General features: G+C 55.6%; 33 protein-coding genes and 1 tRNA gene. 11 read left to right on the top strand and 23 right to left on the bottom strand.

Annotation, left to right across the window (positions count from 1 at the left end; all coding sequences use genetic code 11):
• Nucleotides 1-3: 3 nt before the first annotated feature.
• The 16 genes from rplR to rplC all read right to left on the bottom strand — a co-directional run bounded on the left by rplR (nt 4) and on the right by rplC (nt 7,553).
• On the bottom strand, nt 4-369 hold the full coding sequence (gene rplR, locus KBY68_RS02735) for a 50S ribosomal protein L18 (protein WP_106498667.1): 366 nt from the start codon (nt 367-369) through the stop codon (nt 4-6).
• Nucleotides 370-399: 30 nt separating this feature from the next.
• Nucleotides 400-939: a 50S ribosomal protein L6 gene (gene rplF / locus KBY68_RS02730; RefSeq protein ID WP_106498668.1), complete on the bottom strand. Its 540-nt coding sequence runs from the start codon at nt 937-939 to the stop codon at nt 400-402.
• Nucleotides 940-953: 14 nt separating this feature from the next.
• Nucleotides 954-1,355, bottom strand: a complete 402-nt coding sequence (gene rpsH, locus KBY68_RS02725) for a 30S ribosomal protein S8 (protein WP_106498669.1) — start codon at nt 1,353-1,355, stop codon at nt 954-956.
• Nucleotides 1,356-1,378: 23 nt separating this feature from the next.
• Complete coding sequence (gene rplE / locus KBY68_RS02720) at nt 1,379-1,918, bottom strand: 50S ribosomal protein L5 (RefSeq protein ID WP_106498670.1); 540 nt, start codon at nt 1,916-1,918, stop codon at nt 1,379-1,381.
• Between the two features lie 77 nt (nt 1,919-1,995).
• Complete coding sequence (gene rplX / locus KBY68_RS02715) at nt 1,996-2,307, bottom strand: 50S ribosomal protein L24 (RefSeq protein WP_193464796.1); 312 nt, start codon at nt 2,305-2,307, stop codon at nt 1,996-1,998.
• A 31-nt stretch (nt 2,308-2,338) separates the two neighbouring features.
• On the bottom strand, nt 2,339-2,704 hold the full coding sequence (gene rplN, locus KBY68_RS02710) for a 50S ribosomal protein L14 (protein ID WP_106498672.1): 366 nt from the start codon (nt 2,702-2,704) through the stop codon (nt 2,339-2,341).
• A 10-nt stretch (nt 2,705-2,714) separates the two neighbouring features.
• Nucleotides 2,715-2,969 (bottom strand): 30S ribosomal protein S17, encoded by a 255-nt coding sequence (gene rpsQ / locus KBY68_RS02705; RefSeq protein WP_106498736.1) that lies wholly within the window; start codon nt 2,967-2,969, stop codon nt 2,715-2,717.
• A 13-nt stretch (nt 2,970-2,982) separates the two neighbouring features.
• Complete coding sequence (gene rpmC, locus KBY68_RS02700; RefSeq protein WP_106498673.1) at nt 2,983-3,195, bottom strand: 50S ribosomal protein L29; 213 nt, start codon at nt 3,193-3,195, stop codon at nt 2,983-2,985.
• 3 nt (nt 3,196-3,198) lie between these two features.
• Nucleotides 3,199-3,663: a 50S ribosomal protein L16 gene (rplP, locus tag KBY68_RS02695; protein ID WP_255095814.1), complete on the bottom strand. Its 465-nt coding sequence runs from the start codon at nt 3,661-3,663 to the stop codon at nt 3,199-3,201.
• 14 nt (nt 3,664-3,677) lie between these two features.
• A complete protein-coding gene (rpsC, locus tag KBY68_RS02690) occupies nt 3,678-4,406 on the bottom strand; it encodes a 30S ribosomal protein S3 (RefSeq protein WP_106498675.1) in 729 nt (242 codons plus the stop codon).
• A 6-nt stretch (nt 4,407-4,412) separates the two neighbouring features.
• Nucleotides 4,413-4,775, bottom strand: coding sequence for a 50S ribosomal protein L22 (gene rplV / locus KBY68_RS02685; protein WP_106498676.1), 363 nt, complete (start codon nt 4,773-4,775; stop codon nt 4,413-4,415).
• 1 nt (nt 4,776) lies between these two features.
• The gene (gene rpsS, locus KBY68_RS02680; RefSeq protein ID WP_106498677.1) at nt 4,777-5,052 is read right to left on the bottom strand and encodes a 30S ribosomal protein S19; all 276 of its coding nucleotides are present in this window, start codon (nt 5,050-5,052) and stop codon (nt 4,777-4,779) included.
• A gap of 35 nt (nt 5,053-5,087) precedes the next feature.
• Nucleotides 5,088-5,951 carry a 50S ribosomal protein L2 gene (gene rplB / locus KBY68_RS02675; protein ID WP_106498678.1) on the bottom strand — a complete coding sequence of 288 codons (864 nt, stop codon included), beginning with the start codon at nt 5,949-5,951 and terminating at the stop codon, nt 5,088-5,090.
• 12 nt (nt 5,952-5,963) lie between these two features.
• On the bottom strand, nt 5,964-6,266 hold the full coding sequence (locus tag KBY68_RS02670) for a 50S ribosomal protein L23 (RefSeq protein WP_106498679.1): 303 nt from the start codon (nt 6,264-6,266) through the stop codon (nt 5,964-5,966).
• Nucleotides 6,259-6,894, bottom strand: a complete 636-nt coding sequence (gene rplD, locus KBY68_RS02665; RefSeq protein WP_106498680.1) for a 50S ribosomal protein L4 — start codon at nt 6,892-6,894, stop codon at nt 6,259-6,261. The genes KBY68_RS02670 and rplD overlap by 8 nt, the downstream gene beginning before the upstream one ends.
• 11 nt (nt 6,895-6,905) lie before the next feature.
• On the bottom strand, nt 6,906-7,553 hold the full coding sequence (gene rplC, locus KBY68_RS02660) for a 50S ribosomal protein L3 (RefSeq protein ID WP_106498681.1): 648 nt from the start codon (nt 7,551-7,553) through the stop codon (nt 6,906-6,908).
• A 343-nt stretch (nt 7,554-7,896) separates the two neighbouring features.
• Here rplC and ndhN point away from each other — a divergent pair, with 343 nt between their 5' ends.
• From ndhN to recA, 6 genes are all read left to right on the top strand, one after another.
• Entirely contained in the window at nt 7,897-8,358 is a 462-nt protein-coding gene (gene ndhN / locus KBY68_RS02655) for an NAD(P)H-quinone oxidoreductase subunit N (RefSeq protein ID WP_106498682.1), read from the top strand.
• Nucleotides 8,306-9,376 carry a Light dependent period protein LdpA domain-containing protein gene (locus KBY68_RS02650; RefSeq protein ID WP_255095813.1) on the top strand — a complete coding sequence of 357 codons (1,071 nt, stop codon included), beginning with the start codon at nt 8,306-8,308 and terminating at the stop codon, nt 9,374-9,376. Before ndhN ends, KBY68_RS02650 begins: the two co-directional genes overlap by 53 nt.
• Nucleotides 9,377-9,446: 70 nt before the next feature.
• A complete protein-coding gene (locus tag KBY68_RS02645) occupies nt 9,447-10,796 on the top strand; it encodes an AAA ATPase domain-containing protein (RefSeq protein WP_255095849.1) in 1,350 nt (449 codons plus the stop codon).
• Between the two features lie 92 nt (nt 10,797-10,888).
• Nucleotides 10,889-10,960: transfer RNA gene (locus KBY68_RS02640), tRNA-Gln, on the top strand.
• A 41-nt stretch (nt 10,961-11,001) separates the two neighbouring features.
• Nucleotides 11,002-11,751 (top strand): HAD family hydrolase, encoded by a 750-nt coding sequence (locus KBY68_RS02635; protein ID WP_255095812.1) that lies wholly within the window; start codon nt 11,002-11,004, stop codon nt 11,749-11,751.
• 162 nt (nt 11,752-11,913) lie between these two features.
• On the top strand, nt 11,914-13,086 hold the full coding sequence (gene recA / locus KBY68_RS02630) for a recombinase RecA (RefSeq protein WP_106498685.1): 1,173 nt from the start codon (nt 11,914-11,916) through the stop codon (nt 13,084-13,086).
• Here the strand turns inward: recA and KBY68_RS02625 are convergent.
• The 3 genes from KBY68_RS02625 to KBY68_RS02615 all read right to left on the bottom strand — a co-directional run bounded on the left by KBY68_RS02625 (nt 13,069) and on the right by KBY68_RS02615 (nt 15,263).
• Nucleotides 13,069-13,437 (bottom strand): DUF1815 family protein, encoded by a 369-nt coding sequence (locus tag KBY68_RS02625; RefSeq protein ID WP_106498738.1) that lies wholly within the window; start codon nt 13,435-13,437, stop codon nt 13,069-13,071. The genes recA and KBY68_RS02625 overlap by 18 nt on opposite strands.
• 96 nt (nt 13,438-13,533) lie before the next feature.
• Nucleotides 13,534-13,776, bottom strand: a complete 243-nt coding sequence (locus KBY68_RS02620) for a DUF2839 domain-containing protein (RefSeq protein ID WP_255095811.1) — start codon at nt 13,774-13,776, stop codon at nt 13,534-13,536.
• A 44-nt stretch (nt 13,777-13,820) separates the two neighbouring features.
• Nucleotides 13,821-15,263, bottom strand: coding sequence for a helicase (locus KBY68_RS02615; RefSeq protein ID WP_255095810.1), 1,443 nt, complete (start codon nt 15,261-15,263; stop codon nt 13,821-13,823).
• 86 nt (nt 15,264-15,349) lie between these two features.
• On the opposite strand from KBY68_RS02615, the gene KBY68_RS02610 reads away from it, so the two are divergent.
• On the top strand, nt 15,350-16,225 hold the full coding sequence (locus KBY68_RS02610; protein WP_255095809.1) for a prephenate/arogenate dehydrogenase: 876 nt from the start codon (nt 15,350-15,352) through the stop codon (nt 16,223-16,225).
• 19 nt (nt 16,226-16,244) lie between these two features.
• Here KBY68_RS02610 and crtD read toward each other — a convergent pair whose 3' ends face one another.
• Together crtD and KBY68_RS02600 are read right to left on the bottom strand one after the other, a co-directional pair.
• Nucleotides 16,245-17,738: a C-3',4' desaturase CrtD gene (crtD, locus tag KBY68_RS02605; RefSeq protein WP_255095808.1), complete on the bottom strand. Its 1,494-nt coding sequence runs from the start codon at nt 17,736-17,738 to the stop codon at nt 16,245-16,247.
• Entirely contained in the window at nt 17,735-18,136 is a 402-nt protein-coding gene (locus KBY68_RS02600) for a CAAD domain-containing protein (RefSeq protein ID WP_106498689.1), read from the bottom strand. Before KBY68_RS02600 ends, crtD begins: the two co-directional genes overlap by 4 nt.
• 140 nt (nt 18,137-18,276) lie before the next feature.
• Here KBY68_RS02600 and moeB point away from each other — a divergent pair, with 140 nt between their 5' ends.
• From moeB to KBY68_RS02585, 3 genes are all read left to right on the top strand, one after another.
• Nucleotides 18,277-19,449, top strand: coding sequence for a molybdopterin-synthase adenylyltransferase MoeB (moeB, locus tag KBY68_RS02595; RefSeq protein ID WP_255095807.1), 1,173 nt, complete (start codon nt 18,277-18,279; stop codon nt 19,447-19,449).
• A gap of 62 nt (nt 19,450-19,511) precedes the next feature.
• A complete protein-coding gene (locus tag KBY68_RS02590) occupies nt 19,512-21,668 on the top strand; it encodes an ATP-binding cassette domain-containing protein (protein WP_255095806.1) in 2,157 nt (718 codons plus the stop codon).
• Between the two features lie 37 nt (nt 21,669-21,705).
• Nucleotides 21,706-22,608, top strand: coding sequence for an alpha/beta hydrolase (locus KBY68_RS02585; protein WP_255095805.1), 903 nt, complete (start codon nt 21,706-21,708; stop codon nt 22,606-22,608).
• 18 nt (nt 22,609-22,626) lie between these two features.
• Here KBY68_RS02585 and KBY68_RS02580 read toward each other — a convergent pair whose 3' ends face one another.
• Nucleotides 22,627-23,769, bottom strand: a complete 1,143-nt coding sequence (locus tag KBY68_RS02580) for a cob(I)yrinic acid a,c-diamide adenosyltransferase (RefSeq protein WP_255095804.1) — start codon at nt 23,767-23,769, stop codon at nt 22,627-22,629.
• A gap of 71 nt (nt 23,770-23,840) precedes the next feature.
• On the opposite strand from KBY68_RS02580, the gene larE reads away from it, so the two are divergent.
• Nucleotides 23,841-24,656, top strand: a complete 816-nt coding sequence (larE, locus tag KBY68_RS02575) for an ATP-dependent sacrificial sulfur transferase LarE (RefSeq protein WP_255095803.1) — start codon at nt 23,841-23,843, stop codon at nt 24,654-24,656.
• Here the strand turns inward: larE and speD are convergent.
• Nucleotides 24,649-25,113, bottom strand: coding sequence for an adenosylmethionine decarboxylase (gene speD, locus KBY68_RS02570; RefSeq protein WP_106498740.1), 465 nt, complete (start codon nt 25,111-25,113; stop codon nt 24,649-24,651). The genes larE and speD overlap by 8 nt on opposite strands.
• Nucleotides 25,114-25,287: the final 174 nt, after the last annotated feature.

Genomic DNA, 25,287 nt, shown 5'->3' with positions numbered 1-25,287 from the left:
GGATCAGAACTTAAGGCCCGCTTCCCGGGCAGCTTCGGCAAGGGCTTTCACCCGACCGTGGTACAGGTTGCCGCCGCGGTCGAAGACCACCTGTTGGATGCCTTTGGCAAGGGCACGCTTGGCAACCAGCTGGCCAACGGCGATGGAAGCATCACAGTTGGAGCCACTGGGTAAACCAGTGCGCAGGTCTTTATCGAGGCTGGAAGCAGCCGCCAAGGTGTGCTGGGCGGCGTCATCTATCACTTGAGCATATATGTGCTCGTTGGATCGATAAACAGCAAGCCGTGGACGATCCGGTGTGCCCTCGAGATGGCGACGGAGCCGCCGGTGGCGGCGTTGGGTTTGCTGTTTGCGGGAAGTGGAAGACATGGCAGGAATTGGAAGTACAGGAGAGCGGCTTTATTTCTTGCCGGTCTTTCCGGCCTTACGAAGGATGCGTTCGCCTTCGTATTTGATCCCTTTGCCTTTGTAGGGCTCCGGTGGTCGGATGGCGCGAACCTTGGCGGCTTCATTGCCCACAATCTCCTTATCTGCCCCGGAAACCATCACCTGAGTGTTGTTTTCCACCGCAAAAGTTACCCCGGTGGGAGGTTCAATTTCCACCTGGTGGCTATAGCCAGCGTTAACAACAAGGGTTGTGCCTTTTACAGCAGCGCGATAGCCAACCCCAATAATTTCTAATTTGCGGGTGAATCCTTTCGATACACCTTCAACCATATTTGCCACCAGAGTGCGGCAAAGGCCGTGACGCTCCCTCGAACGGCGGGTGCCATCTAGGGCGGCCACGGTGAGAATGTTTTCCGCTTGGGTGACAACTACACCCTCAGGTAACACACGGTTCAATTCACCTTTGGGACCCTTCACCTTTACGGCGAGGCCATTGATCTCCACAGACACCTTGTCGGGGAGGGGGATCGGATTTTTTCCTATGCGTGACATGGTTTGTTCTCCGATCAGTACACGTAGCAGAGCACTTCACCGCCCACGCCTTCTTTACGGGCGGTGCGGTCGCTCATTACCCCTTTCGAGGTTGAGATAATTGCAACCCCCAGGCCCCCCAATACTTTGGGAAGCTCGCGGCGATTGCTATAGATGCGCAAACCTGGCTTGCTCACCCGCTGCACTGAGCGGATTGAGGGCTGGCGTTGCTTGCCGCTGTATTTGAGGGAGAGCACAAGCTCCTTGCTCACCCCTTCGCCCTCCTCGGCGATTTCGGAGATGAAGCCCTCCTGCTGCAGCACCTTGGCGATGCTGCGGCACATCCGAGAGGAAGGAATGCGGGTGGTTGGGTGACGTTTCTCACAGGCATTACGAATGCGAGTGAGCATGTCTGAAATTGGGTCGTGGTTGGCCATAGCGGTTTCCGGAACGAGGGCGATCAGTTGCTGCGGAACGGCATCCCCATCTCGCGGAGAAGGGCGCGGCCTTCTTCGTCGTTACGGGCGCTGGTCACGATGGTTATGTCCATGCCCCGGATGGCGTCGATTTTGTCGAAGGAGATTTCAGGAAAGATGATCTGTTCCCGAACTCCAAGGGTGTAGTTACCCCTGCCATCAAAACTCTTTTCACTTACGCCGCGAAAATCGCGGATCCGTGGCAAGGCCAGATTGATCAAGCGCTCTAAAAACGCATACATCCTGTCGCCCCTGAGGGTTACAGCGATGCCAATCGGCATGCCAGCGCGAATTTTGAAAGTGGCGATCGCTTTCTTGGCGCGGGTAACCATCGGCTTTTGGCCGGTGATAGTGGCGATTTCAGTTAGGGATGCTTCAAGGGCCTTGGCATTTGTTGCCGCTTCACCTAATCCACGGTTCACAGTGATTTTCACCACTTTGGGAACCTGGTGGATATTGGAAAAGTTGAGATCCTTGAGCAGCTTTGGCTGGATCGCTTCCCGGTAGCGAGTTTTGAGAGACATGGCGGGGTTTTGGTGATGACTCTGGACTGGGTCAGAGCCAGAAGGGGGGCTTTAACTGGTGGGCGGAGGCTGGGGCCTCAATCAAGAAATTCCCCAGTTTTCTTGAGCCTGCGCTTTTTGTTGCCGTCTTTATCGACAACGAGTTCCACGCGGCTGGCCACCTGTTTAGAGGTGGAATAAACCATCACGTTGGAAGCATGCAGGGATGTTTCTTCGGTGAGAATTCGGCCGGATTCACCCTCTTGGGTGGGTTTCACATGTTTGGTTCTTAGGTTTACCCCTTGAACAAGAACACGGTTCTCCCAGGGGAAAGTGCGAATTACTTCGCCGGTTTTACCCTTGTCTTTGCCGGTGATCACCTGAACGGTGTCGCCCTTGCGGATCTTCATCTTGATCCGGGTGGGGGTGGAGGCGGCCATTTCAGATCACCTCCGGAGCAAGGGAAACAATTTTGGTGAAATTGCGTTCCCTTAATTCCCTAGCCACGGGGCCAAAAACCCTCGTGCCCTTTGGGTTGTTGTCGGCATTGATAATCACTGCGGCGTTGTCGTCGAAGCGAATCGAATTGCCGGTATCCCGGCGCAGGGTGTGCTTTGTGCGCACCACTACTGCCTTAACCACATCAGACTTTTTCACGCCCATGTTGGGCATGGCGTCTTTAACGGCGGCAACAATCACATCACCAACGTGGGCATAACGCCGATTGGTTCCCAATACACGGATGCATTGGATCCTTTTGGCGCCGCTGTTGTCGGCAACGTTTAGATAGGTTTCTTGCTGAATCATGGGTTTTAGCTCAGCGGGCCCCTAGGAGGGTGGTCATGATCTCGGCCACCGTCCAGCGCTTGGTGCGACTGAGGGGGCGAGTTTCGGTGATGCGGACTTTGTCGCCGATTTGGCAACGGTTCTCCTCATCGTGAGCCTTGTATCTGGTGGTGCGGCTAACCGTCTTTTTGTAGATGGGATGGGGAAAACGGTTTTCCACCGCCACCACCACCGTTTTGTCCATCTTGTCGCTAACGACGGTGCCGACCCTTTCTTTGAGTGCCATGGTTTTTAGGGGGTCAGAGGGCGGCAATGGAGCTGGAGCGCTCCTTTTGCACCGTTAGTAGCTGGGCCAGCTTGAGGCGGGCATGGCGGAAACGGTGGGGGTTTTCCAGACGGCTGGTGGCCTGCTGGAAACGCAGATCAAACAGTTCCCTTCGGGTGCCGCTGATCTGTTCTGAAATTTCGCCGTCGCTGAGGCTGCGCAGGTTGGCGATTTCGGGTAGGGCCATGGTTTAAGACTCCACTGCGATGGGTTCAGCGGCGGCCTCCGTGGTGGCCTCCTCTTCCGCTTTGACGATGAATTTGGTTTTCACCGGCAATTTGTATTGGGCGAGACGCATGGCTTGTTTAGCCAAGGCTTCGTTGATTTCAGGGCCACCCATCTCAAAGAGAATTCGACCTGGCTTAACAACTGCAACCCAGAATTCTGGGTTGCCCTTGCCGGAGCCCATCCGGGTTTCCGCAGCCCGCATGGTGACGGGTTTGTCTGGGAAGATCCGAATCCAGATTTTTCCTCCCCGCTTGGTTAAGCGGCTCATGGCACGGCGGCTGGCTTCGATCTGCCGAGCGGTAACCCAACCGCATTCCTGGGCTTGGAGGGCAAACGAACCAAAGGCAATGGTGTTGCCTCTGGTGGCGATGCCGCGCATGCGACCTCGCTGTTGTTTGCGGAATTTGACGCGACGTGGACTAAGCATGGTTTAGGACTCCCTCACTCCTCGTTAGAGCGATCTTCGAAATCTTGGGGCCGCCGACTGGTGCGGCGACGGGGAGCGGCTCCCACAGGGGGCTGCTCCTTTTGCCCTGGCAGAACTTCACCTTTGAAAATCCAAACCTTGATGCCCAACACCCCATAGGTGGTGCTGGCCACTTTGGTGGCGTAATCAATGTCTGCCCGCAGGGTGTGAAGGGGAACACGGCCCTCGCGGGTCCATTCCGTTCTGGCGATTTCGGCACCATTTAGGCGCCCACTCACCTGAATTTTCAAACCAAGCACTCCTGCCCGCTGGGCCCGTTGAACGGCCATGCGAATTACGCGGCGAAAGGCCACACGTTTTTCCAACTGTTGGGCGATGTATTCAGCCAACAGGAATGAATCCGCGTCTACCCGTTCCACCTCAACCACGTTGATGCGCACCTGACGGGTGGTATCTCCGATGGTTTTTTGGATTCCGGCACGAAGCTCTTCGATGCCGCTGCCTTGCCTACCCACCAACACACCAGGGCGGGCGGTTTTTAGTTCCACCTCAAGCTGGTCTGCCTTGCGGGCGATGAGCACACTGCTGATGCCAGCAGCTGCGTACTTCTTGTTAACGAACAGACGAATCTGCTCGTCTTCCTTGAGCAAGGTGGGGTAGGTGCGGGCGGGTGCGTACCAGCGGGAGCGATGTTCCTGGGTGATCCCCAGGCGCAGGCCGGTCGGGTTGATTTTGTGTCCCATCGGTCTTTAGGCGTCTTGGGGAGTCACACCAATGGAGATGTGACAGGTGGGTTTCTTAATCGCGTAGGCCCGCCCTTGGGCGCGGGGCCGAAAGCGCTTCATGGAAGGTCCCATGTCGGCGCTGGCCATCGAAATGACCAGGCTGCCGGGGTCGATGCCGAGGTTGTGCTCGGCATTGGCCACCGCAGACCGCAGCACCTTGGTTATGGGTCCGGTGGAGCGGTAGGGCATGAACTCGAGCATGATCAGGGCGTCGCGGTAGCTCCGACCCCGAATTTGATCGAGCACACGGCGGACCTTGGACACGGAACCCCGCACGTAGCGGGCGTGGGCAAGGGCTTGGTTTGGGGTGAGGATTGTTTTGGCCATCTCAACGTGCTCCTTTCTTGTCCTTGATGTGGCCCCGGAAGGAGCGCGTGGGGGCGAATTCCCCCAGTTTGTGGCCAACCATTTGCTCGGTCACGTAGACCGGCACATGGGTTTTGCCGTTGTGAACGGCAATGGTGTGGCCGATCATCATCGGCAGGATTGTTGAAGCTCGTGACCAGGTTTTGATCACAGGCTTTTCTCCGGCAGTGTTGTTCTTCTCCACTTTGCGGAGAAGGCTGTCGGCAACAAATGGTCCTTTTTTTAGTGAACGTCCCATGGCGGTTTAAGCGATCAGCGGGCAGAGGTAAGTCATCAAGAATCCCGTCCGCCACGGCTCCGCTTGGAGATGCGGCGACGCTTGCGGAGAACGTATTGGTTGCTGGGCTTGTTGCGCTTCCGGGTTTTGTAGCCCAGGGCGGGTTTACCCCAAGGGGTAACAGGACCAGAGCGACCAATGGGGGCGCGTCCCTCACCACCACCGTGGGGGTGGTCGCAGGGATTCATCACACTGCCGCGAACCTCGGGCCGGCGACCCAGCCAACGTTTGCGACCTGCCTTGCCCAGGCTGGTGTTGCGGATTTCGGCGTTACCTACTTCGCCCAAAGTGGCGTAGCACTCGCGGCGCACAAGCCTTACCTCAGTGGAGGGCAATTTGAGGGCGACATAATCCCCCTCTTTTGCCATCACCTGAGCGCTGGCCCCGGCGGTGCGCACCATTTGGCCACCCCTGCCGGCATATAGCTCCACATTGTGGACGCTTGAACCAAGGGGGATGGCAGATAGGGGAAGGGCATTGCCCACCTCTATCGGTGAATCGGGACCGGAAACAACCTCCTGACCCACCACCACTCCAGCGGGGTGGAGGATGTAGCGCTTTTCACCATCCGTGTAATAGAGGAGGGCGAGGCGAGCATTGCGATGGGGGTCGTATTGGATGGCGGCCACCCGACCCACAACACCGTGCTTATTGCGGCGGAAATCAACGATTCGATAGAGGCGTTTGTGGCCACCGCCGCGGTGACGGCAAGTGATCACACCGCGGTTGTTGCGGCCCTTGCGGCGGTGTTTTGCCACCACCAGGCTGCGTTCCGGCTTGCGCCGGGTTATTTCACTGAAATCGCTAACCACCCGGGTGCGAGTGCCGGGGGTATAGGGGCGATAGCTACGGATTCCCATGGTTAGCGCTCCTTACGACTCAGGGAAAAGCTGGATGCTGCTGCCCTCGGCCAACCTCACCACGGCCTTTTTGACCTGGGCGCGGCGACCGGAGAAGCGACCCACCCGCCTGGTGCGGCGCGGTGGATTCATGGTGCTAACCCCAATTACCTTGACCGAGAAGAGATGCTCAACTGCGGCCTTGATGTCGGGCTTGGCGGCCCTGGGGTCTACTTCGAAGGTGTACTGATTTAGCTCGAGGGCGCGGGTGGCCTTCTCGGTAATCAGGGGCCGACGGATTACGTCCGCCAGGCGATCGCTAAAACGTTCAGCCATTGCCATACACCTCTTGGATCTTCACAAGGGCGTCTTCGCTCACCACAAGCTTTTGGGCATTGAGGAGATCAAAAACGTTTAGTTGATCAGCAGCGATAAGTTTCACCGTGGGCAGATTGCGCACGGACAACTTCACGCTGCTGGCCAGTTCGGCTACCACCAGCAACACCTTCGTGCCCTGGGGAACTCCCCAGCGCTCGAGGGCAGCCACCACATCTTTGGTGCGGGGTTTTGCCAGTTCGCTGCCGAAGGCTTTCACCACCACTAGGTCGGCGCTGCGGCTCATGAGCGCAGTGCGCAGCGCTAGGCGCCGCTCCTTGCGGTTCATGGACAGCTCGTAGGAGCGGGGCTTAGGGCCGAAAATCACACCACCACCTGGCCTCAGGGGGGTGCGGATCGAACCCTGACGGGCTCGACCAGTGCCTTTTTGCTTGTAGGGCTTGCGGCCACCACCACGCACTTCGGCCCTGGTGAGGGAACTGGCGGTGCCTTGACGGGCATTGGCCAGCTGCCGCACCACTGCGCGATGAACGATGTTGGCGGCGGAGCTTTCTTTGGCAACGGCTAGATCCAGGGAAGCTTTTCCGGCTTCCTTGCCCTGCCAGTCGCGAATTACACAATTAACCATGGTTCCCTCCCTCACGATGCGGCCTTGGAGCCAACCCGCTTGGCGGGTTGGATGCTCAACAGGGCTCCCGGCTTACCCGGAACTGAGCCCTTCACCACCAAGAGGTTGCGTTCGGTATCAACCTTCAGCACAACCAAACCCTTAACGGTGGTTTTGGTGCCGCCGTAGCGACCAGCCATCCGCTTACCGGGGTAAACCCGGCCAGGGGTGGTGCCGGCGCCGATGGATCCAGGTTCCCGGTGGTTTTTTGAACCGTGGGTCATGGGTCCACGGCTAAAGCCATGGCGTTTTTGCAATCCGGAAAAACCACGGCCCATGGTGTCGCCACTCACATCTACCTTCTGTCCAGGACTGAAGGCTTCAACTGTGAGATCGCCGCCAAGTTCAACCCCATCGATGGAATCGACGCGGTATTCCTTGAGGTGGCGCAGGGGCTCGCTACCGGATTTGCTCAGGTGACCCTGGGCAGGACGGTTTACGAGTTTTTCGCGGATGTCGCCAAAACCAATTTGAACAGCGGTGTAACCGTCGTTGGCTGGGGTTTTGACTTGGGTGATGCGGCAGGGACCCGCTTCGATCAAAGTGACCGGAATGGATTTGCCTTCGTTGTCGAAGAACTGGGACATGCCCAATTTCTTCCCAAGAATGCCGATAGACATGGGAGGTGAAACACGCCAGCTGTAATAGCCAGCCCCCAACGGAAAACCGTTGAAGCCGGCAGGGATCTGTCTGAATCTGAAAAAGTTTCAGGACAGGGGTGGCTGAGACTGATCACCGCGATTTCCCTTAGGGGAGGAATTCCGGTGCAAGTTTCCCGGCAAATTCTGAAAACTCAGAACCTGCACTGGCCAAAAGGAGGCCATCAACTCTGATGGCTCCTAGCATTGAAATTGGAGGCCCGGCTAGCGCTCGGGCGCAACATCAAATGCGCAAGCAAATATCCTAACCCATGGGAGTTAGCCCCCATCCCTGCCACACTCTGTTCAATTGCTGGTGCCCCCCATGCCCCTGCTGCTCAGCGGCCGCACTTTCCGCCGAGATCTGGAGCGATCCAAAGCATTGGCCTTATATGCCCCATTGGAGGGTGGTGCTGAAACCAGATTGCTGAGGCGCATGCGGGCCTGCGGTTATCACACCGAGCTGAGTTCCGTGCGGGGCTTGGGCGATCCAGAGGTGTTTTTGCTTGGTCTCCATGGCATCCGCCCTCCCCACCTGGGCCATCAAAGGGTTGGTAAAGAAGCTGCTGTGGGGGAGGTTCAAATGGTGATGCCCCAACTGGGCCCAGCCCTTTCAGGGCCCAACCCCGTGTTGATTTGGTTGCTGGAAGGCCAAGTTTTATCGGCGGCGGAGCGCAGCAGCCTGCTGGCCCTTTGTGAAAGGGAGCCCCGCTTGCATTTTGTGCTCGAAATGGGTGGTTCTCGCAATTTGCGCTGGCAACCCCTGGCAGACCTTGGCATCAGCTGAGCCATGGCTTGATCCCAAAGAAGCCCTAGCCAAAGGGTGCTGGGTTAAGTGGATTGGTGGTGCGAGCAACCACGACCTGCAGGGCCTTGAAGATCAGGCTGCTTTGGCCACCATGGCAGGCGCCCATTGCCTTGATGTGGCTGCTGATTTCGGCGTGGTGGCTGCCGTTAAGCGCGGAATTGATTGGGCCCTCAACCAGGGAGTGCCCCGCCGGCCCTGGTTGATGCTCAGCCTCAACGACGGCGCTGATCCCCACTTTCGTAAAGCCGTATTTGATCCCCAGCTATGCCCAAGCGATTGTCCAAAACCCTGCATCCCTGTTTGTCCGGCGAGGGCGATAGATGCCGCCTGCGGCGTTATTGCTGAACGTTGTTATGGCTGTGGCCGTTGTTTATCGATATGCCCCTTGGATTTGATCCAAGAGCAGGCGATAAAGCTTGATAGTGCCCAACTTTTGCAACTTTTGCAGGAGCTGAAACCCGATGCCATCGAAGTGCACACCGCCGTTGGCCGCGGCGAGGCCTTTGTCCAATTGCTGGCGGGATTAAAGGCCAGTGGCTTACCCCTCAAACTTTTGGCTGTGAGTTGCCATGCCGGTGTTGTTGGAGCTGGCCAGTTGCCATACGCGGCTTACCTCTGGCAGCTGCACGGCCACCTAAAACAATCCGGTTGGCCTTGGTTGTGGCAATTGGATGGGCGGCCGATGAGTGGTGATATTGGAGCGGGCACTGCCCAAGGCGCCATTGCTCTGCTGGAGCGGTGGCGCCGCTCTTTGCCACCGGGTTGCCTGCAGCTGGCTGGGGGCACCAATGCTGATAGCCGCAGGCGTTTGCAGCGGCTTGAGCTTCCCCTTACCCCCGCCCGTGGCGGGATTGCTGGCATCGCCTACGGGGGTAGTGCCCGCTCCCTATTGCAACCTTTTTTGCTGGAGGCAGAGCTGGGCGGGCAACGGCTTCTTAATTGCCCAAACCTCTGGCCCCAGGCGCAACGCTCCCTGGAGCAGCTCTGGGCCTGCTAAAACCAGTGGGGATCTGGCCCTAACTGGAATTGTGTTCGCAGCAGCTGGCCAAACGTCCATTGCGGTAACGATCAAGGAACATCGGGTTACCGATGATTTGGATCGCCTTCTGGCGGTGCTTCCCCCTTCGTTTCAACCCCATCTGGCAACGGCAGCCCAGCGGGAGGGCCTGCTGGAGGTGGTTCTTGATTTGGGTAGAACAGCTGAGGCCCGCTACCTAAATGGTTGCGTTGATTTGGGATCAAAGCCAATCAGTGGCGAGGATCTTCAATTTGTTATCGATCAACTGGGGGCTTTTGGTGGTGACAACCGGGCTGGCATTGCAGGCACCTTGCATCGAATCAGTGCCTTGCGTAACCGCTCTGGTGTGGTGATCGGCCTCACCTGCCGGGTGGGGCGTTCAGTTTCAGGAACCGTGGCAATGGTGCGGGATCTGCTTGATTCAGCCCAATCACTGCTGCTTTTGGGGCCGCCAGGGGTTGGTAAAACCACGGCCCTAAGGGAAATTGCCAGGGTGTTGGCCGATGAATTTGCTAAGCGGGTTGTTGTTATTGATACCAGTAATGAAATCGCCGGCGACGGCGATGTGCCCCATCCGGCCATCGGTCGCGCCAGGCGCATGCAGGTGGCAAAACCCCAGTGGCAGCACCGGGTAATGATTGAAGCGGTGGAAAATCACATGCCTCAGGTGATCGTGATCGATGAGATCGGCACCGCCGAGGAGGCCCTTGCTGCCCGCAGCATCGCGGAACGGGGGGTGCAGCTGGTGGCCACCGCCCATGGCAACGCCTTAGAAAATTTGTTGCGCAATCCAACCCTTTCCGACCTGGTAGGCGGCATTCAAGCTGTAACGCTTGGGGATGATGAAGCCCGCCGCAGGGGAAGCCGCAAGGCGGTTTTAGAGCGCTCTGCTGCCCCCACTTTTCCCCTCGCGGTGGAGATGCATAGCCGCAGCCGCTGGCTGGTGCACGCAGATGTGGCCGCCACCGTAGATCGCTTGCTCCGGGGTGATGCAGCCCAGCCTGAAATTCGCAGCGTGGATAGCAAGGGTTGCTTGAGGGTGGAGCAGCCCTTGCCGCGCCTGCTGTTGCGGCCGGCCAAGCCGGTTTTAAAGCCAGTGTTGAAACCATTGCAGCCAACAACTGCACCCCTGCGGGTTTATTGCTGCGGCATTGCCCCGCGGCTGGTGTTGCAGGCGGCCCGCAGTCGCCATTGGCCTGTGCAATTGGCCGATGAACTTCCCCTTGCTGACGCGGTATTAGCCGGCCGGCAGCAATTGGGTTTGAACCCGGAGGTGCGGCGAGAGGCCCGCGATGGCGGGGTGCCAATCCATGTGATCAAGGCCAATAGTTTGACCCAGGTGCAACGGGCCCTAGAGCGCTTGTTGCGCCACCACGGTGCAAAGTTGACAGCTGAATAGCTGGGCTGTTTGGGCTAAGGGTTTGACGCTGGGTGGCCTTTTATGGCTATATAAGAGCTCGTCAGGCAGTTATGGGCCTGATTCCGCTCCAATGGGTCGTCGCCAAGCGGTAAGGCAGCGGTTTTTGGTACCGCCATTCCTAGGTTCGAATCCTAGCGACCCAGTTTTTAGTTACCTTTGCTGACTTTTTTATTGGGGGATCCCTGTGCTGATCACCGATTTCGACGGGGTGGTGATCGATGGCATGGCGGAATATTGGTGGGCCGCCAGGAGCTGCGCCCTGCGTTTGCTCCCCTCCCTCGAACCCCTGCCTGAGGCGATTCCAGCCTTATTTACAGCCCTGCGCCCGAGGGTTTTGGCTGGTTGGGAAATGCCGGTGCTGGCAGCTTTAGTGGCTGGAAAGGCCCTACCCCAAGCCGATTTTCAGCGCAATTACAGCTCGGCTCTGCAGGCAAGTCTTGCCTTGCTTGGCTGGAAGCAGGCACAACTAACCCAATTGCTCGACCAGGTGCGGCAAGAGGCGATTGCAAGCAACCGTGAAGGTTGGCTGGCTAGGCATCGGGTTTACCCCTGGATGCAGGAGCGCTTGTGGCGTTTTCAGGAGGATGGTGAGCCCTGGCAGGTGCTTACAACTAAAAGTGCTGAATTCACCCGCGAGTTGCTGCAAGCCCATGGCTTGGAGCCGGCTGCCGTTTATGGCCGCGAACAGGGGCCTAAGCCCTCAGTTTTAAGGCGCTTGCTGGCTGAACGGAGAACGGGGCAGAGCGTTTGGAGATTTTTAGAGGATCGCCGCCTCACCCTCGAGGAGGTGTTGGAAACCCCAGGATTGGAGCAAGTGAGTTGCCTGCTGGTGAGCTGGGGCTACCTGCTGCCTGAAGACAAAGACCACCTACCGGCACGGATTGGGCTGCTCAACCCTGAAACCCTGGCGAAACCCCTAGACGATTGGCCCTGATTTGTTACAATACATTTGAACTAACCAGTTCTGCCCCTGCCGATCGATACACCGGGCGGCTTGGGTGGCACTTCTCTCCTGGTGGTTGCACGATGCCCGGATATTCCGGAGCTATCTGTTTTCACTTGATTTAGCCACTTTTTCTTTGCTGCTGAGTAGCCCATGACCGCTGATTCGAAATCCCAAGCCAGCTCACCCACGGCTGGTTCCCTCCAAGCTGGTGCACCTTCCGCCGGGGAGCGAGAGAAAGCCCTAGGGCTTGTGTTGAACCAGATCGAGCGCAATTTCGGTAAAGGTTCGATCATGCGCTTGGGGGATGCTTCCCGCATGCGGGTTGAAACCATTTCCACTGGTGCCCTCACCCTTGATCTCGCCCTTGGTGGCGGCTATCCAAAGGGTCGGGTTGTGGAGGTTTACGGCCCGGAGAGTTCCGGTAAAACCACCCTCACCCTCCATGCCATTGCCGAGGTGCAGAAGCGGGGCGGCGTGGCTGCCTTTGTGGATGCTGAACACGCCCTCGATCCGATGTATGCGGCCTCCCTGGGGGTGGATATCGAAAATCTGTTGGTGTCCCAGCCAGACACTGGCGAAATGGCCCTTGAGATCGTTGATCAACTGGTGCGTTCCGCTGCCGTAGACATCGTGGTGGTGGATTCCGTGGCGGCCCTCACTCCAAGGGCTGAGATTGAGGGGGAAATGGGTGATCTGGCGGTAGGTAGTCAGGCCCGTTTGATGAGCCAAGCGATGCGAAAAATCACCGGCAACATCGGCAAATCCGGCTGCACCGTGATCTTCCTGAACCAGTTGCGCCAGAAGATCGGCATTGCCTATGGCAACCCTGAAACAACCACCGGTGGTAATGCGCTGAAGTTTTACGCCTCCGTGCGGCTTGATATCAGAAGGATTCAAACCCTCAAGCGGGGAACTGAGGAATATGGAATTCGCGCCAAGGTGAAAGTGGCAAAAAATAAGGTTGCACCGCCCTTCCGCATCGCTGAGTTCGACATCCTTTTTGGCCGCGGCATCAGCACCTTGGGTTGCCTACTCGACTTGGCGGAAGAAACCGGTGTGGTGATTCGCAAGGGTGCTTGGTATAGCTACGACGGAGACAACGTTGGCCAGGGTCGTGACAACACGATCACTTGGCTTGAGCAAAACCCTGAAGCCAAAGAAGTTATTGAAGTTAAAACCCGTCAGAAACTCACTGAGGGGGCGGATGTAACCGCTAATTCAATGAAACCTCTTGCTGTGGCTGCAGCAAAACGTAAGGAGGGATCTGAGCGGGGCGTTAGTGAAGATTCCAGCGGCTCTGCGGCCTTAGCCGAGGCGAGCTGAAGCGGCTGCGGGGATTTGCGCTTGCTTTCCAGAGCGCCTTTTGCTTTGGATGCTGCGCAGGTGTTTGCTGAGGCGATCCAGTTCTTGGATTGCTTCAGCTCCTTCAAGTTTCACCAGCTCTACCCCGTGGCGCATCTCCATCCAGCTGATTCCGCAATCAGAAACCAGAAACCGCACCGCATGGCCATCAAGTAGGTCGGCAACGAAGGAGGCGCCATGGCTGCCGTCATCACCGCAGGAGTAGCAGCTGGCGGCAACACCTTCTTTTTTAAGGGTGTCGGCCAGGGCCCTCAGGCTGAGAACCAGATCTTTTACTAAGTCTTGGTACTGGGCGGATAAACGTAGGAACACAGGTAACACCTGAAGTTGCCCCATCCTAATGATTTCTTTTGATTTTGGGAGTGTAAATACCTAGTGGGTTTGCAATGTGTGGGGAACGGCACCGGCTCAGCCATCGGAGAGCTGCCACCAGCCAGCGGCTGGGCCAATAAAACGTACGGTGATCCAGAGCAATGCCATGGCACCGATGCCAACCCAGGCGCCTTTGCTGGTGAGGCTTACAAACTCACGGGCTTGGTTTTGAGTTAGCGGTAGCCAGGCCATAATGCGGGGGGAGTCGTCTTTAGGCGCAGCCTTTTTGGTTTGCCTAGGGGGTAATCCCTGGCTGGAGCGACGGCGGGCTTCACCCATGCTTTTTTATCGGCTTATTTGCAGTGTGGCAGTGCAACTGGCCACTAGAACGGCAATAGTCGTTCCAGTGGCTCGAAGGGCTCTAGCGCTTCTAATACCCTTTGGCCCCAACCCCTACCCCGCAATCTTCCATCCAGCATCGCCAGCCGCCCGGCTTCCCTAACGCGGAGCGGTGCAAGCCCCCTTTGTAATTTTTCGATCGCTTCCGGCAGTAATAGCTCCCTGAACCAATCCCTCCCCTGCTGCCGTAGGTCGTTTACCCGAGCTGCCGTGAGGGGATCCTCCAAACTTGCAATCGGCAGCAATCCCACGATTAGTTGGCCTGGTGCAGGCAATTGCTGATGGTGGGCTAGCCACCAGCTCCAGCTACAGCAGATCACCCCATTGCTTTCCGGTGCTGTTTGCTCGTGGTCTACCCGCCTGCCAAATTCTGCCGCCAGAGCACTGGTCAGCCATTGCCGCAAGGGATTGTCGTCTACTAAAACCACCGAAAGCCCTATTTGACCCAGCACCAGCCGCCTACATTGGCTCAAAAGTTGCTCTGGAAATAAGGGGCTGTTTGGCAGCGCCTGCAGCCTTGGGGCATAGAGGGGTATGGCCGTTTGCCGTTCTGGCGTGTGGAGTGGCACCAATACCGGTTCGCGTAGGCCAAGGTCTTGCAGTCTTTTGCCATGGGGCATCAAAGAACCCACCAAAATTGCCCCCCGCTGCAGCAACAAACCATTGAGGCTTTCCAGCGGTTTAAGCGGTTGGCGTTCCAAGCTCCATTGCAGCAGCTGCGGTTCGGTTATCGCCCAGCTGGTCCATTGCTGTGAATCGCTTTTGCACCAGTGTTGCCAGAGTTCAGGCAACCCCTCCACCCCTTGCAATAAGAGCCGTAAGGGTGCTTCCTGTTCAGCGGCAATCGCAACACTCGGGCTGCGGCCAATGGGGCGATTGAGCAATTGCCGGCTCAAGCGTTCATGTAAAACCAACAAGGTTTGAGCTAGCTCCGGTTTAGCCCTGCCCAATTGATCCCAATCCTTTGGCGTTAAACGAATTGCTTGCCCTTGGCGCAGTAGTTCCTCCAATTCCTCTGCTTCAGCGCAGACCAATTGATATTCGCCAAGATTGCCGCTCCGCCAGATCTGCACTAATTCAGCTGGGCTAACCATCCATAACCCAGGTTCATGGGGTGGATTGATGCCCTGCCACAGGGGGCGACGCAACCCCACCTCGGCTAGCAACATCAGTTCCCGTTGCAGCAAGCGCCGCTGTAAAGCTTCACTTGCCACCAACAGCACCGGATGGTTTGCCATCAACACCGGTAGGAGCAAGCCCAGCAGCCAGGGGCGATCCACCGTGGCACTCACTGGAAATAGGCTGTGGTCCCCCCGCCTCAGGCTGCGTGCCACCAAACGGGTGAGGGTTAGGTGATGGGGCCAGCTGGATCCACCACCCTGCTTAAGCAGTTGCTTTAAGCGAAGGTGGGCCTGGGCTTCCAGCATTCACACAATTTGAGCAGCGCAATCGTAGGAAGCTGCCCAAGCGCACCCCTTTTTATGGCCTCTTTTCCCTCAGCACCGTGCCAAAAATGACAGCAACCAAGCTCGATCCGGTGCAGCAGCTAAAAACTCTCCTTGCTGGCGCACCCATTGGTGTGGTGGGTTTGGGTTTGATGGGTGGCTCCCTGGCCCTTGATTTACGTGGGCTTGGCTTTGTGGTGAATGGCTGGGTGCATCGCCAAGCAACTGCTACCCGGGCCAAGGAAAGGGGTTTGGTAGACGCGGTGGATATTTCCGCAGTTCATTTGCAAAACTGTGGCCTGGTGGTGTTAGCACTGCCTTTAGATCAATTGATTACCCCCAATGAAGCCCTGGTGCAGGCCATGCCCCCTGGGGCAGTAATTACTGATATGGGATCGGTTAAAGCACCTGTTGCGGCAGCCCTTGCCTCGCGCTTGCCGCGGTTTGTGCCAAGCCATCCCATGGCGGGCACGGCAGCGGCAGGGGTGGAAGCTGGAGTGGCGGGACTATTCCAGGGGCGCCCCTGGGTAATTAGCCCCTCAGGGCAAGAGGATTCCACGGCCGTGGAGTTGGTGGAAGCCCTGGCCTTAGCCCTTGGGGCAAAGCCTGTGTATTGCGATGCCAAAGCGCATGATCAAGCAGTTGCCTTGATTTCCCACCTGCCGGTGCTAGCTGGGGCAGCTCTGCTGCAATCAGCTGCCACTGGAGGCCACCTGGCTCGGCAATTGGCCTCCAGTGGTTTTGCAGACACCACAAGGGTGGGTGGAGGCAACCCCCAGTTGGGTCGTTTAATTGCCCAATCAAATCGGGTTGCTCTTATGGCCGCGCTCGATTTATACAACCAAGAACTCAAGTTGATAGGCCAATTAATCGAAGCTGAGCAGTGGGATCAATTGGAACAACATCTGAGCCGTGGCCAGGCCTTGCGGCCAGAATTTCTCTGAATTCAACCAATCAGCACAGCTAATCCCCAGAAGCCAATAGTTGTTTCACTGCCATTTCCGCAGACAAACTCACCCCAGCGGTTCCCTCCCCCGGATAGATGCCATCACCGCATAGCCAAAGACGCTTTAAGGGTGTGCGGCTAGCAAGGCCAAATGGACCAAAATGCCTAGGCCGTTGACCTAAGCCCCCAACAAATCCATAGGGTCGCCCCGTCCAGCGGGCAAAACCCCTGGGGGTTGATAGTTCGCGTTGAATCCAATCATTGGGGCCAATCCCAAGCAACTGGCCTAGGGCTGCTTCTATGCCCAGTTGTGCTTCTTGTTTCTTGCTGGCATAGGAGCTGGGATCAAGGTCAAACCATTGTTTGGCGGGAGTAAACACACTGGCGATAACCGTGGCTTTGCCCCTCGGGGCGCGGCCATCACCATCACTGCTGATCGAAACAAAAACTGAACCCGGCTGTTGCCAATCGAGCTGAAAGTGGCCGGGGCAATCCTGCGGTAAGCATTGCCGCTCTACTGCGCCATAAAGCACCAAAGCACCTGATGGATCAGCAAAGCTTGCGAGCCGCTTGGCATAGAACTCAGGCAGCTGCTCCCCCAACAGCCCTGGTAGGCACTGGGGTGGAAGGCTGCACACCACATGGGCGCTCGTTAGCTCAAATTTTTGCTTAGCGATGCTTTGACCGCTGATTTGCCAGGTGCCATCAATGAAACGCAACTTTTCAACGCGATGGCCGAGGCGCAACTCACCCGATTGGTTTGTGAGTGCTTGCTCTAAACCAGCGCTTAGGGCTTGCATTGAACCTTCAAGATGCCAGAGCCCCAGGGGCTCCTGGGCCATGTTGAGCACAGTTGCGCCATAAAGGGCAGCGGTGTTCTCAGCAGACTCTTGCGAATAAAGGCGCAGCTGTAGATCTAAAAAGCGCCAGAGCCTGCGATTGGCGTTGTTGTTGGGGCAACCGCAAAGCCTGAGCAAATCAGCCACGCTGTTGCCGATAAAAAGCCCACTTGCCAGGCTGCCGGGGCCAACGGCCTTAAGCAGTTGCAGCAGATCCCAGCCGTTGCGTGGCGGCAGGATGGGTTGGCGGGAAGCAAAAGCCCAGTTGCAATGATGCAGCCCAGCGCAAAGCTGCCAAAAGGCTTCACTGCCAGGGAATTGTTGTTTGCGTTCCAGTTGCCAGCGCTTGGGATCACGCCAGAGCATCACTGGCCGCTGGCCATCGTTTAGATCCACAACGCAGCCGGGATCAAGGGGGGCTGCATTGGGAAGTTTTACGCCGAGCTCACCAAAAAGCCTTTGGTGGCTACCCCCCAGTTCAAGGCCAGCAACTTGGGTGGCACCAACGTCGAAGGTGAATGGTCCGCGCCTAAAAGTGCCGGCGCAACCACCAGTTTGGTTATGGGCTTCAAGTAGCAGCACCCGTGAGCCAGCTTTTGCTGCTAGGGCAGCAGCGGTGAGGCCAGCAATGCCGGCCCCAACTACCACCACATCCCAGGGGGATTGATTCAACCCAAGTATTCCTGACGCAATTTGGTGATCCGCTGCACCAGTTCTTCCCGCTTGGTGCTGGTGCGCAGGTTGCCCCAGCTCCAGTTACCCACCACCACTAAACCGAGAAGCTCCAGCAGCCCTGGCACCACAGGTAAAAGATTGATGGTGTCGAGCACGCCTTTGATCAACACCTGGGCCACGATCACGGCCACCAAGATGCCAACGGATTTACCGATGCGACCCATCTGGGCCCAATTAACGCCATCAAGAGCGTTATTTACCTTGCCGAGCACGTCGCTATAGCGCTCTTTGAAATCAGCGGCGGCACCGCCTAAATCCCCAAGGGGATTGGAGTTTTCAGCTGTGCTGCTGTCCACTGGCTGAGCGTCGATGTTCACTTCGCTGGGCTCCGTCATGGACTTTTTGGAATGGATGCTGGGGTCAAGTTATCGAGAACTTCGTGGTTTAACCAGGTGTGCTTCTACTCCATGGGCATTGGCTGATTGTTTGGGACAATTGGATTAGCTAGGTGCCGTTGGCACCAATACCTGCAGCGATGCTTCCGCTCAACACTAGTGAAATCAGTTTGTGCCCAGATGAGATCGCACGCTTTTCCAGGCATTTGATCCTGCCTGAGGTGGGCATGGAGGGTCAGAAGCGCCTGAAGGCTGCTTCTGTGTTGTGTGTGGGTACTGGGGGATTGGGCTCACCGCTACTGCTTTATTTGGCTGCTGCAGGGGTGGGGCGTTTAGGGATTGTTGATTTTGATGTGGTGGATCACAGCAACCTGCAAAGGCAGGTGATCCATGGAACCAGTTGGGTTGGAAAACCAAAAATTGAATCGGCAAAACATCGAATTCATGAAATCAATCCCCACTGCCAAGTTGACCTATATGAAACCGCATTAACGAGTGAAAATGCCCTGGAGATAATGAAGCCATACGACATTATTTGCGACGGCACTGATAACTTTCCAACCCGTTATCTCGTTAATGATGCCTGTGTGCTTTTAGGTAAGCCAAATGTTTATGGCTCCATCTTCCGTTTCGAAGGCCAGGCAACGGTATTTAACCTGGAGCCAGGTTGCCCCAACTATCGAGATCTTTTCCCCGAGCCACCACCTCCAGGCATGGTGCCCTCCTGCGCTGAAGGGGGAGTGGTTGGGGTTTTACCTGGAATTATCGGTGTAATCCAAGCCACGGAAACTGTTAAAATTATCACCGGGATTGGTACCACATTAAGCGGCAGATTATTGCTATTTGATGCCCTTGCGATGAAGTTTAGAGAACTTAAGTTGCGTCCCGCTAAGGAGCGACCAGTGATTGAAAAATTGATTGATTATCAGATGTTTTGCGGCGTTGGAGGCAGTGCCCCTGGCCAGGAGGAATCCGGCTCTGTGGCAAGCATAAGTGTTGCAGATCTTAAGGCACTATTAGATAGTGGCGCTGAAGACATATTGCTATTGGATGTGCGCAATCCGCCGGAAGCTCAGATTGCAGTAATCGCTGGTGCTGTTTTAGTGCCTTTGGATTCCATTGAAGATGGCACTGCCATTGGGCGTGTGCAAGAAATGAGCAGGGGTAAGCGTTTATATGTGCACTGCAAGTTGGGAGGTCGCAGCGCTAAGGCCTTGATCGCTTTAGCTCGCCATGGCATTGAGGGCACCAATATCAGCGGTGGCATTGATGCCTGGAGCCAGGAGATAGATCCCTCAGTGCAGCGTTATTGATTACTGAATTGATTACTGAGCTGGATTCTCGCTATTAGTGGGTTGCCGAATGCTCTAAACCAATGGCTGCCCTGGCGCTGCCCCTGCGCCTCTGGCCCTATTTCGGTAAGCAACGCCCCAAGGTTTTGCTGGCCATTTTGGCTGTGTTGCCCGATCCCCTTTTGATGGTGGGGATCCCTGTGTTGTTACAACTGGTGATCGATAGGGCAATCACCCCTGGGGAACCAGCCAGGGCCATACCACTGTTGGTGTTGCCCTGTTTGTGGTTGTTGTTAGCGGTTGGCTGCAATGGTTTGCAGGTGAGACTATTTGCTGCCCTTGGCGGTGAACTGGGCAATGATTTTAGGGAGCATTTATTTCAACAACTGCTGGAGTTAAAGGCCCCTGGAGAAAGAGGTTTGGAAGGGGAGGAACAGGCCCTGTTGGCCCAACAGATCCCCACCATCGAAAACGTAGTGGTGGTGCAATTCCCCTTATATATCTGGACCCTGGCGCAACTTGTGCTCAGTGTGTTGTTGCTATTCCATATCAGTTGGCGGCTTGCCCTTGTGGCGGTGGTGCTCACTCCCCTACTGCTATTAAGCCAAGTGGCATTTACCCCTGCCCTGGCCCGCAGTGAGGAGGGAAGGGTTGCAAAAGCTGCCCTGTTGTTGGAATTTGCCATGGAACGGCTGCGCAGCCGTGAATTGGTTGATTTATTTGGCCTAGGCCAGGCCACCCGGATGGAATTTGGCAAACGCAACCACGCCCTGAAGCGCAAGGGTTTGCAGGTGGGCACTGTTTCGGGATTGCAAAATGCTGCCCTCACTGCCTCTGCTTTGCTCACTTTGGTGAGTGTGTTTGCTTTGGGCACATGGTTGGTGCTGAATAAACAACTAAGTGTTGGCCAATTGGTGGCTGCCCTTGGGATTGCAACGGCCCTCGTTAGTGGCATGTGGCAATTGGGTCCCCTTTTGCTGCCCCTGCAAGCGGCCAGCACCGCTTTGGATTTACTCGAGCGCAAAATACCTAATAGGCATGGGCTGATAGAAAAAGAGCAAGCGCTGTTAGCTCCTCCGCCTTTACGAATCGGCCTTGAGTTAAATCAAATCCAATATCGCTATGCCGAGGGTGGCGGCCTTGTGGATCTTTGTTTACAGATTCCAGCTGGCAGCTCCCTTGCCCTGGTGGGCCCAAGCGGTGGCGGAAAGAGCACGGTGCTGAAAATGCTGCTGCGGCAATTGCATCCCCAGGGAGGTGATCTACTGGTGGATGGTTTGCCGCTAGCTAGTTTCAACCGGGAGCAATGGTTGAAACAGGTGGCCCTAGTGCCGCAAGAACCGGTGCTTTTTAATCTTACGATCGCAGAAAATATTCAACTGGGCCGCCTTGATGCCAGCAGCGCTGAGGTAACTGCAGCTGCCTATGCGGCTGAATTGGGTAGTTTTATCGAAGCACTACCCCAAGGTTTAAATACGCCTGTGGGTAGCGATGGTGGCAGATTGTCGGGTGGGCAACGCCAACGAATTGCCATTGCCAGGGCAATACTGAGGGATCCGCATTTATTGCTCTTAGATGAGGCCACTAGTGCTTTAGATCCAGCAACGGAACAAGCGATTAATGCAACCCTTGCCCGCTTGGGGGAAGGGCGCACCGTGGTGTCTGTTTTGCATCGTTTGCGCGCCGCTGCAACCATGGACCAAGTGGCTGTAATTGCAGCCGGCAGGGTGGTGGAACAGGGTTCACACCATGGCCTGCTGGCAGCGGGTGGGCTTTATGCCTCTTTTTGGCATCGCCAGATGGGCGGTTTTGACCTGCGGGCCGGCCAACGGGTGCGCATTACTGCGGCAAGGTTGGCTTCTATTCCCTTATTTGAAGGGGTGGAGCCTTCTTTATTGGAGTGGCTTGCCTCCGAATTTGTGAGCGATCGGGTGCGTCCTGGGGAAGAGGTTTTTCGAGAGGGGGATGCCCCCGATAGTTTTTATGTGGTGGTGGCAGGCACCCTAGAGATGTTGCAGGCTGATCTTTGGGGTGGAATTCCTGTGAAGCAGGGGGTGCTTGAGGAGGGGGATTTCTTTGGTGATGCAGGCTTGTTGGAAGATCAACCGCGCAGCGTAACTGTGAGGGCCAGGGGAGATGGATTGCTGTTGCGCTTGGATCGGGATAGGTTTTTGGATTTACTTGAAAAAGATCCGGATTACAGGCGCTTTTTTCTTCATTCAGCCCGTGCTAATGTGTAATTGATATAAATAATTTATTTAAATTAATTTAAATAAAATGGCCATTAATCTTTTGCGTTTGCTTCCTGCGATTTGCTTGGGATTGTATTCTTCAGCGGTGCTAGCGCAGCAGGATGTGCGCAGCATTAAAGATGTTAATTATGTGAAAGTTGTAAATTCTTCCAATGCTAAAGAAGTTGATCGTAGGCGGCTTGATTTGTATATTCCATCAAAATCTAAATGTTTTCCTACTTTGATGTCTGTGCATGGAGGTGGCTTGAGGAAAGGGGATAAAAGTGAAGACGTCAAAAAAGGTAAATTGTTTGCGGCTTCTGGAATTGCTGCCGCTGTAATTAACTACCGACTTTCGCCGCAGGTTTCTCATCCAGCCCATGTGGAAGACGTGGCAGCTGCATTCGCTTGGACAAAAAAGAATATATCTAGCTATGGTGGAGATCCAAGCTTAATTTATATTATTGGCCACTCTGCTGGCGCCTATCTTATTACTCTTCTAGCACTTAACGGCGATTATTTGGCTAAGCATGATCTTAAGTTGAATGCAATAAGTGGGGCTATTCCCGTGAGTGCTTTTCATGATGTTGATTTAGTTGCTCCCAATAGGCCTAAAGATGTTTGGGGCGAGGATCCGAAATTTTGGGAAAGCGCTTCTACCACTCCTCAGTTTTGGGGCAGAACCTCCTCCCCTAAGATGCCTTGGTTGGCAATCATTGCCGATGGCGATGAAGAATGGAGGCGAGATCAGAAGTATCGATTTGTAGCAAATCTCAAGGATGTTGGCTTTGCTAATGTGAGTTTAGTGGACATCAAGAATCGTGATCATAATTCCATATGGGATAAAATCTCTGATGGCGACGAAGTTTCAAGTCATATAATTAACTTTGTTTCTAAGCATGCATCAAGTGTGGCTGACGGAGGCTGTAAATTAAAAAATAATATCTAGTTTTTGATTGCTTAGATGTTAGTAATCAACGCCTCGCTTGAGGTCTATTCCTCTTTCGGCATAATGTTTATGGCATACCATTTCAGAGTGAACGCTAGCCAGATCAAAATAGGCTGGAGGGTGTTTGCAGCGGCCAGTAATTATTACTTCAGTGTCGCGCGGTTTGCGCAGCAGGGTTTGCATTATCGGCTCCACTGGCAGTAATTCCAGGTCTACGGTTGGATTCAGTTCATCGAGAATTACGGTTTTATAAAGGCCGCTAGCGATAGCTGCTCTGGCGATTTCCCAAGCTCTCTCTGCTTCTACGTAGTCGATTGGTTGCTGTTGGCCGCGCCAAACAATTGCATCTCTACCGGAGCGTAAGTGGTCAACTAAATGGGGATAGCTTTCCCGAAGTGCTGCGATTGCGCTGTCTTCGGTGTAGCCACTGCCCCCCTTAAGCCATTGCAAAATTAATACCCTGTGGCTCTTGTCTTGGCTGATGCCTTTGCCGATTGCCTGTAATGCTTTGCCGAGGGCACTGGTGGATTTCCCTTTGCCTTCCCCGGTGTAAATCTCAATCCCTTCAACACCAAGATCAGCGGCGGATGGATGTTGATGGGCGCGCATTTCCGAATGCAGATCCGCCAGGTTTACCAGTGCCCGCGGTGCACCCCTGCCGGTGGCGATCACTTCAAGGCCCGCTGGTTTTGCCGCAAGGGTGCGCACAACTTCCTGTTCATCGAGCAGGCCAAGATCAAGCACAGGATTTAGTTCATCGAGCACCACCACTGAATAAAGAGCGCTGGCAAGGGCGCCACGGGCAATATCCCACCCCCGCTGGGCTTCTTGACGATCAAAACGGGTTACTTCATCGGCATTGAAATAATCGGCCCTGCCGGTGCGCACTTGATCGATCAAATGGGGGAAGCCCTGCTGCAGCGCTTCGATTGCGGCATCTTCCGCATAGGCCCTACCCGGCCCTTTAAGGAAACGAATCAATAAAACCCGGGTGCGTTTCTTTTCGCAAATCCCAAGACCGATGGTGCGCAACACCACCCCAAGGGCAGCTTGGCTTTTGCCCTTGCCATCGCCGTCGTAAACATGTAACTGACCATGGTTTCGTTCCTCGCTACCCGCTGCGGTGCGGATGCCGATGCCACCACCACTAGAGCTAGTCATCGCCCAATTGTAACGAGGCTGGATAGCTTGGGGTTAGCACTGTGGTAATTCAAATTTCAGCCCATCCATTAGTGGAAAGCCTTGAGGCCCCAAGGCAAGCGCAACTGCTCGCCTTGCGTAATTGGTTGGGCCAGCAACCAGCTGTATTAGTTGCCTACTCAGGCGGGGTAGATAGCACCTTGGTGGCGGCCCTTGCGGCTGAACAGTTGGGAGAAAAGGCCGAGGCTGTTACTGGTGTGTCGCCCGCTTTAGCGCCAAATCTGTTGGAGGAAGCCCGCTGGCAGGCGAGCTGGCTTGGATTGCGCCACCGCGAAATTGAAAGCCAAGAATTGCAGGAGCCCGGTTACAGCAGCAACCCTGAAAACCGTTGTTATTACTGCAAAAGAGAGCTGCATAGCCTTTTGGCTCAGCTGGCTGGGGGCGTTCTGGTGCTGGATGGGGTTAACCAAGACGACCAAGGCGACTATCGACCTGGCCTGCAGGCGGCAGCAGAAAAGGGGGTGGTGTCGCCCCTATTGCAATTTGGGATTGATAAGCAAGGGGTTCGCCAGATCTCCCGTGCCCTGGGCTTCCCCTGGTGGGATAAACCAGCCCAGCCATGCCTTGCTTCCCGTTTCCCCTATGGAGAACCGGTGAGTGCAAGCAGGTTGCAACGGGTTGCAAAAGGGGAGAATTTATTGCGTCAATTTGGCTTTAGTCAGTTGAGGCTGCGCTGCCAAGGGGATACAGCGCGGCTGGAACTGCAAACCGATCAATTTGAATTGCTTTTAAAACACAAACAGCGCCAAGAACTGGTGGAACAGTTCCTGGCGCTGGGTTTTACAGCCGTGAGTGTGGATCTAGAGGGATTGGTGAGTGGCAAACTCAACCGCTCCCTGATCAAATAAGCACTGGTTCCCGCTGGCTATCAGCGATGGCAGATGGGGTTCGCCGCCGGAAACTTCTGAGGCTTTGGCGGGTTGAGCCCAGTTCTTCACTCAGCACCGCACATGCCTTCTCAGGCATTGTGTGGTCGCCGCAGGTGAACACATCAACTGCTGCATAGCCTGATTCAGGCCAGGTGTGAATGGAGATATGGGATTCAGCCAGTAGGGCTAATCCAGTAACTCCTTGGGGTTCGAACCGGTGGGTGATCAAATTCAGGAGGGTGGCGCCAGCCCGCTTCGCTGCTGAGGTGATGGCGCTCCTGAGAAAAGCTTCGTCGTCGAGCCGGCTGGAATCGCAGTTATACAGCTCGAGAATGCAGTGTTTGCCCACCATGTCCGTTGGGACATTTTCAACTGGGGGAGCAAGGGGGGTGGAACGTCCTGGATCTGGGTGCAAACAGGAAGGGGCTTTAGCCATTGAATCCGGCAAAACAGCTCCTAATCTTAGCGCTACCCAGTGGCCTTTCAGCTTTTGAAAATGAAAATAATTCGGCAAACAAGAATTCAGCAAGGAAGAATTCAGCAAACAGGTGGATTAACCGTGGGGGAGCTGCTGCTGGTGCTGTTGGTGGTTGCAGTAGCGGTTGGGGGT

Origin of the sequence: Synechococcus lacustris Maggiore-St4-Slac (assembly GCF_024345595.1) — a bacterium.
Taxonomy (GTDB): Bacteria; Cyanobacteriota; Cyanobacteriia; order PCC-6307; family Cyanobiaceae; genus Synechococcus_D; species Synechococcus_D lacustris.
Note: the sequence above shows the minus strand (reverse complement) of the source record. Positions and strands in the feature narration are given on the sequence as shown.

Coding starts and splice junctions, on each gene's coding strand:
- rplD (WP_106498680.1), bottom strand. CDS start 6,894: ATGGTTAATTGTGTAATTCGCGACTGGCAGGGCAAGGAAGCCGGAAAA.
- KBY68_RS02610 (WP_255095809.1), top strand. CDS start 15,350: ATGACAGCAACCAAGCTCGATCCGGTGCAGCAGCTAAAAACTCTCCTT.
- moeB (WP_255095807.1), top strand. CDS start 18,277: ATGCTTCCGCTCAACACTAGTGAAATCAGTTTGTGCCCAGATGAGATC.
- KBY68_RS02620 (WP_255095811.1), bottom strand. CDS start 13,776: ATGGGTGAAGCCCGCCGTCGCTCCAGCCAGGGATTACCCCCTAGGCAA.
- KBY68_RS02615 (WP_255095810.1), bottom strand. CDS start 15,263: ATGCTGGAAGCCCAGGCCCACCTTCGCTTAAAGCAACTGCTTAAGCAG.
- KBY68_RS02600 (WP_106498689.1), bottom strand. CDS start 18,136: ATGACGGAGCCCAGCGAAGTGAACATCGACGCTCAGCCAGTGGACAGC.
- rplP (WP_255095814.1), bottom strand. CDS start 3,663: ATGCTTAGTCCACGTCGCGTCAAATTCCGCAAACAACAGCGAGGTCGC.
- rplX (WP_193464796.1), bottom strand. CDS start 2,307: ATGAAGATCCGCAAGGGCGACACCGTTCAGGTGATCACCGGCAAAGAC.
- KBY68_RS02670 (WP_106498679.1), bottom strand. CDS start 6,266: ATGGCTGAACGTTTTAGCGATCGCCTGGCGGACGTAATCCGTCGGCCC.
- rpsC (WP_106498675.1), bottom strand. CDS start 4,406: ATGGGACACAAAATCAACCCGACCGGCCTGCGCCTGGGGATCACCCAG.
- rpsS (WP_106498677.1), bottom strand. CDS start 5,052: ATGGGACGTTCACTAAAAAAAGGACCATTTGTTGCCGACAGCCTTCTC.
- rplF (WP_106498668.1), bottom strand. CDS start 939: ATGTCACGCATAGGAAAAAATCCGATCCCCCTCCCCGACAAGGTGTCT.
- rplN (WP_106498672.1), bottom strand. CDS start 2,704: ATGATTCAGCAAGAAACCTATCTAAACGTTGCCGACAACAGCGGCGCC.
- rplR (WP_106498667.1), bottom strand. CDS start 369: ATGTCTTCCACTTCCCGCAAACAGCAAACCCAACGCCGCCACCGGCGG.
- rpsH (WP_106498669.1), bottom strand. CDS start 1,355: ATGGCCAACCACGACCCAATTTCAGACATGCTCACTCGCATTCGTAAT.
- rpsQ (WP_106498736.1), bottom strand. CDS start 2,969: ATGGCACTCAAAGAAAGGGTCGGCACCGTCGTTAGCGACAAGATGGAC.
- rplC (WP_106498681.1), bottom strand. CDS start 7,553: ATGTCTATCGGCATTCTTGGGAAGAAATTGGGCATGTCCCAGTTCTTC.
- KBY68_RS02590 (WP_255095806.1), top strand. CDS start 19,512: ATGGCTGCCCTGGCGCTGCCCCTGCGCCTCTGGCCCTATTTCGGTAAG.
- rplE (WP_106498670.1), bottom strand. CDS start 1,918: ATGTCTCTCAAAACTCGCTACCGGGAAGCGATCCAGCCAAAGCTGCTC.
- speD (WP_106498740.1), bottom strand. CDS start 25,113: ATGGCTAAAGCCCCTTCCTGTTTGCACCCAGATCCAGGACGTTCCACC.
- KBY68_RS02585 (WP_255095805.1), top strand. CDS start 21,706: ATGGCCATTAATCTTTTGCGTTTGCTTCCTGCGATTTGCTTGGGATTG.
- rpmC (WP_106498673.1), bottom strand. CDS start 3,195: ATGGCCCTACCCGAAATCGCCAACCTGCGCAGCCTCAGCGACGGCGAA.
- rplB (WP_106498678.1), bottom strand. CDS start 5,951: ATGGGAATCCGTAGCTATCGCCCCTATACCCCCGGCACTCGCACCCGG.
- recA (WP_106498685.1), top strand. CDS start 11,914: ATGACCGCTGATTCGAAATCCCAAGCCAGCTCACCCACGGCTGGTTCC.
- ndhN (WP_106498682.1), top strand. CDS start 7,897: ATGCCCCTGCTGCTCAGCGGCCGCACTTTCCGCCGAGATCTGGAGCGA.
- KBY68_RS02580 (WP_255095804.1), bottom strand. CDS start 23,769: ATGACTAGCTCTAGTGGTGGTGGCATCGGCATCCGCACCGCAGCGGGT.
- rplV (WP_106498676.1), bottom strand. CDS start 4,775: ATGGCCAAAACAATCCTCACCCCAAACCAAGCCCTTGCCCACGCCCGC.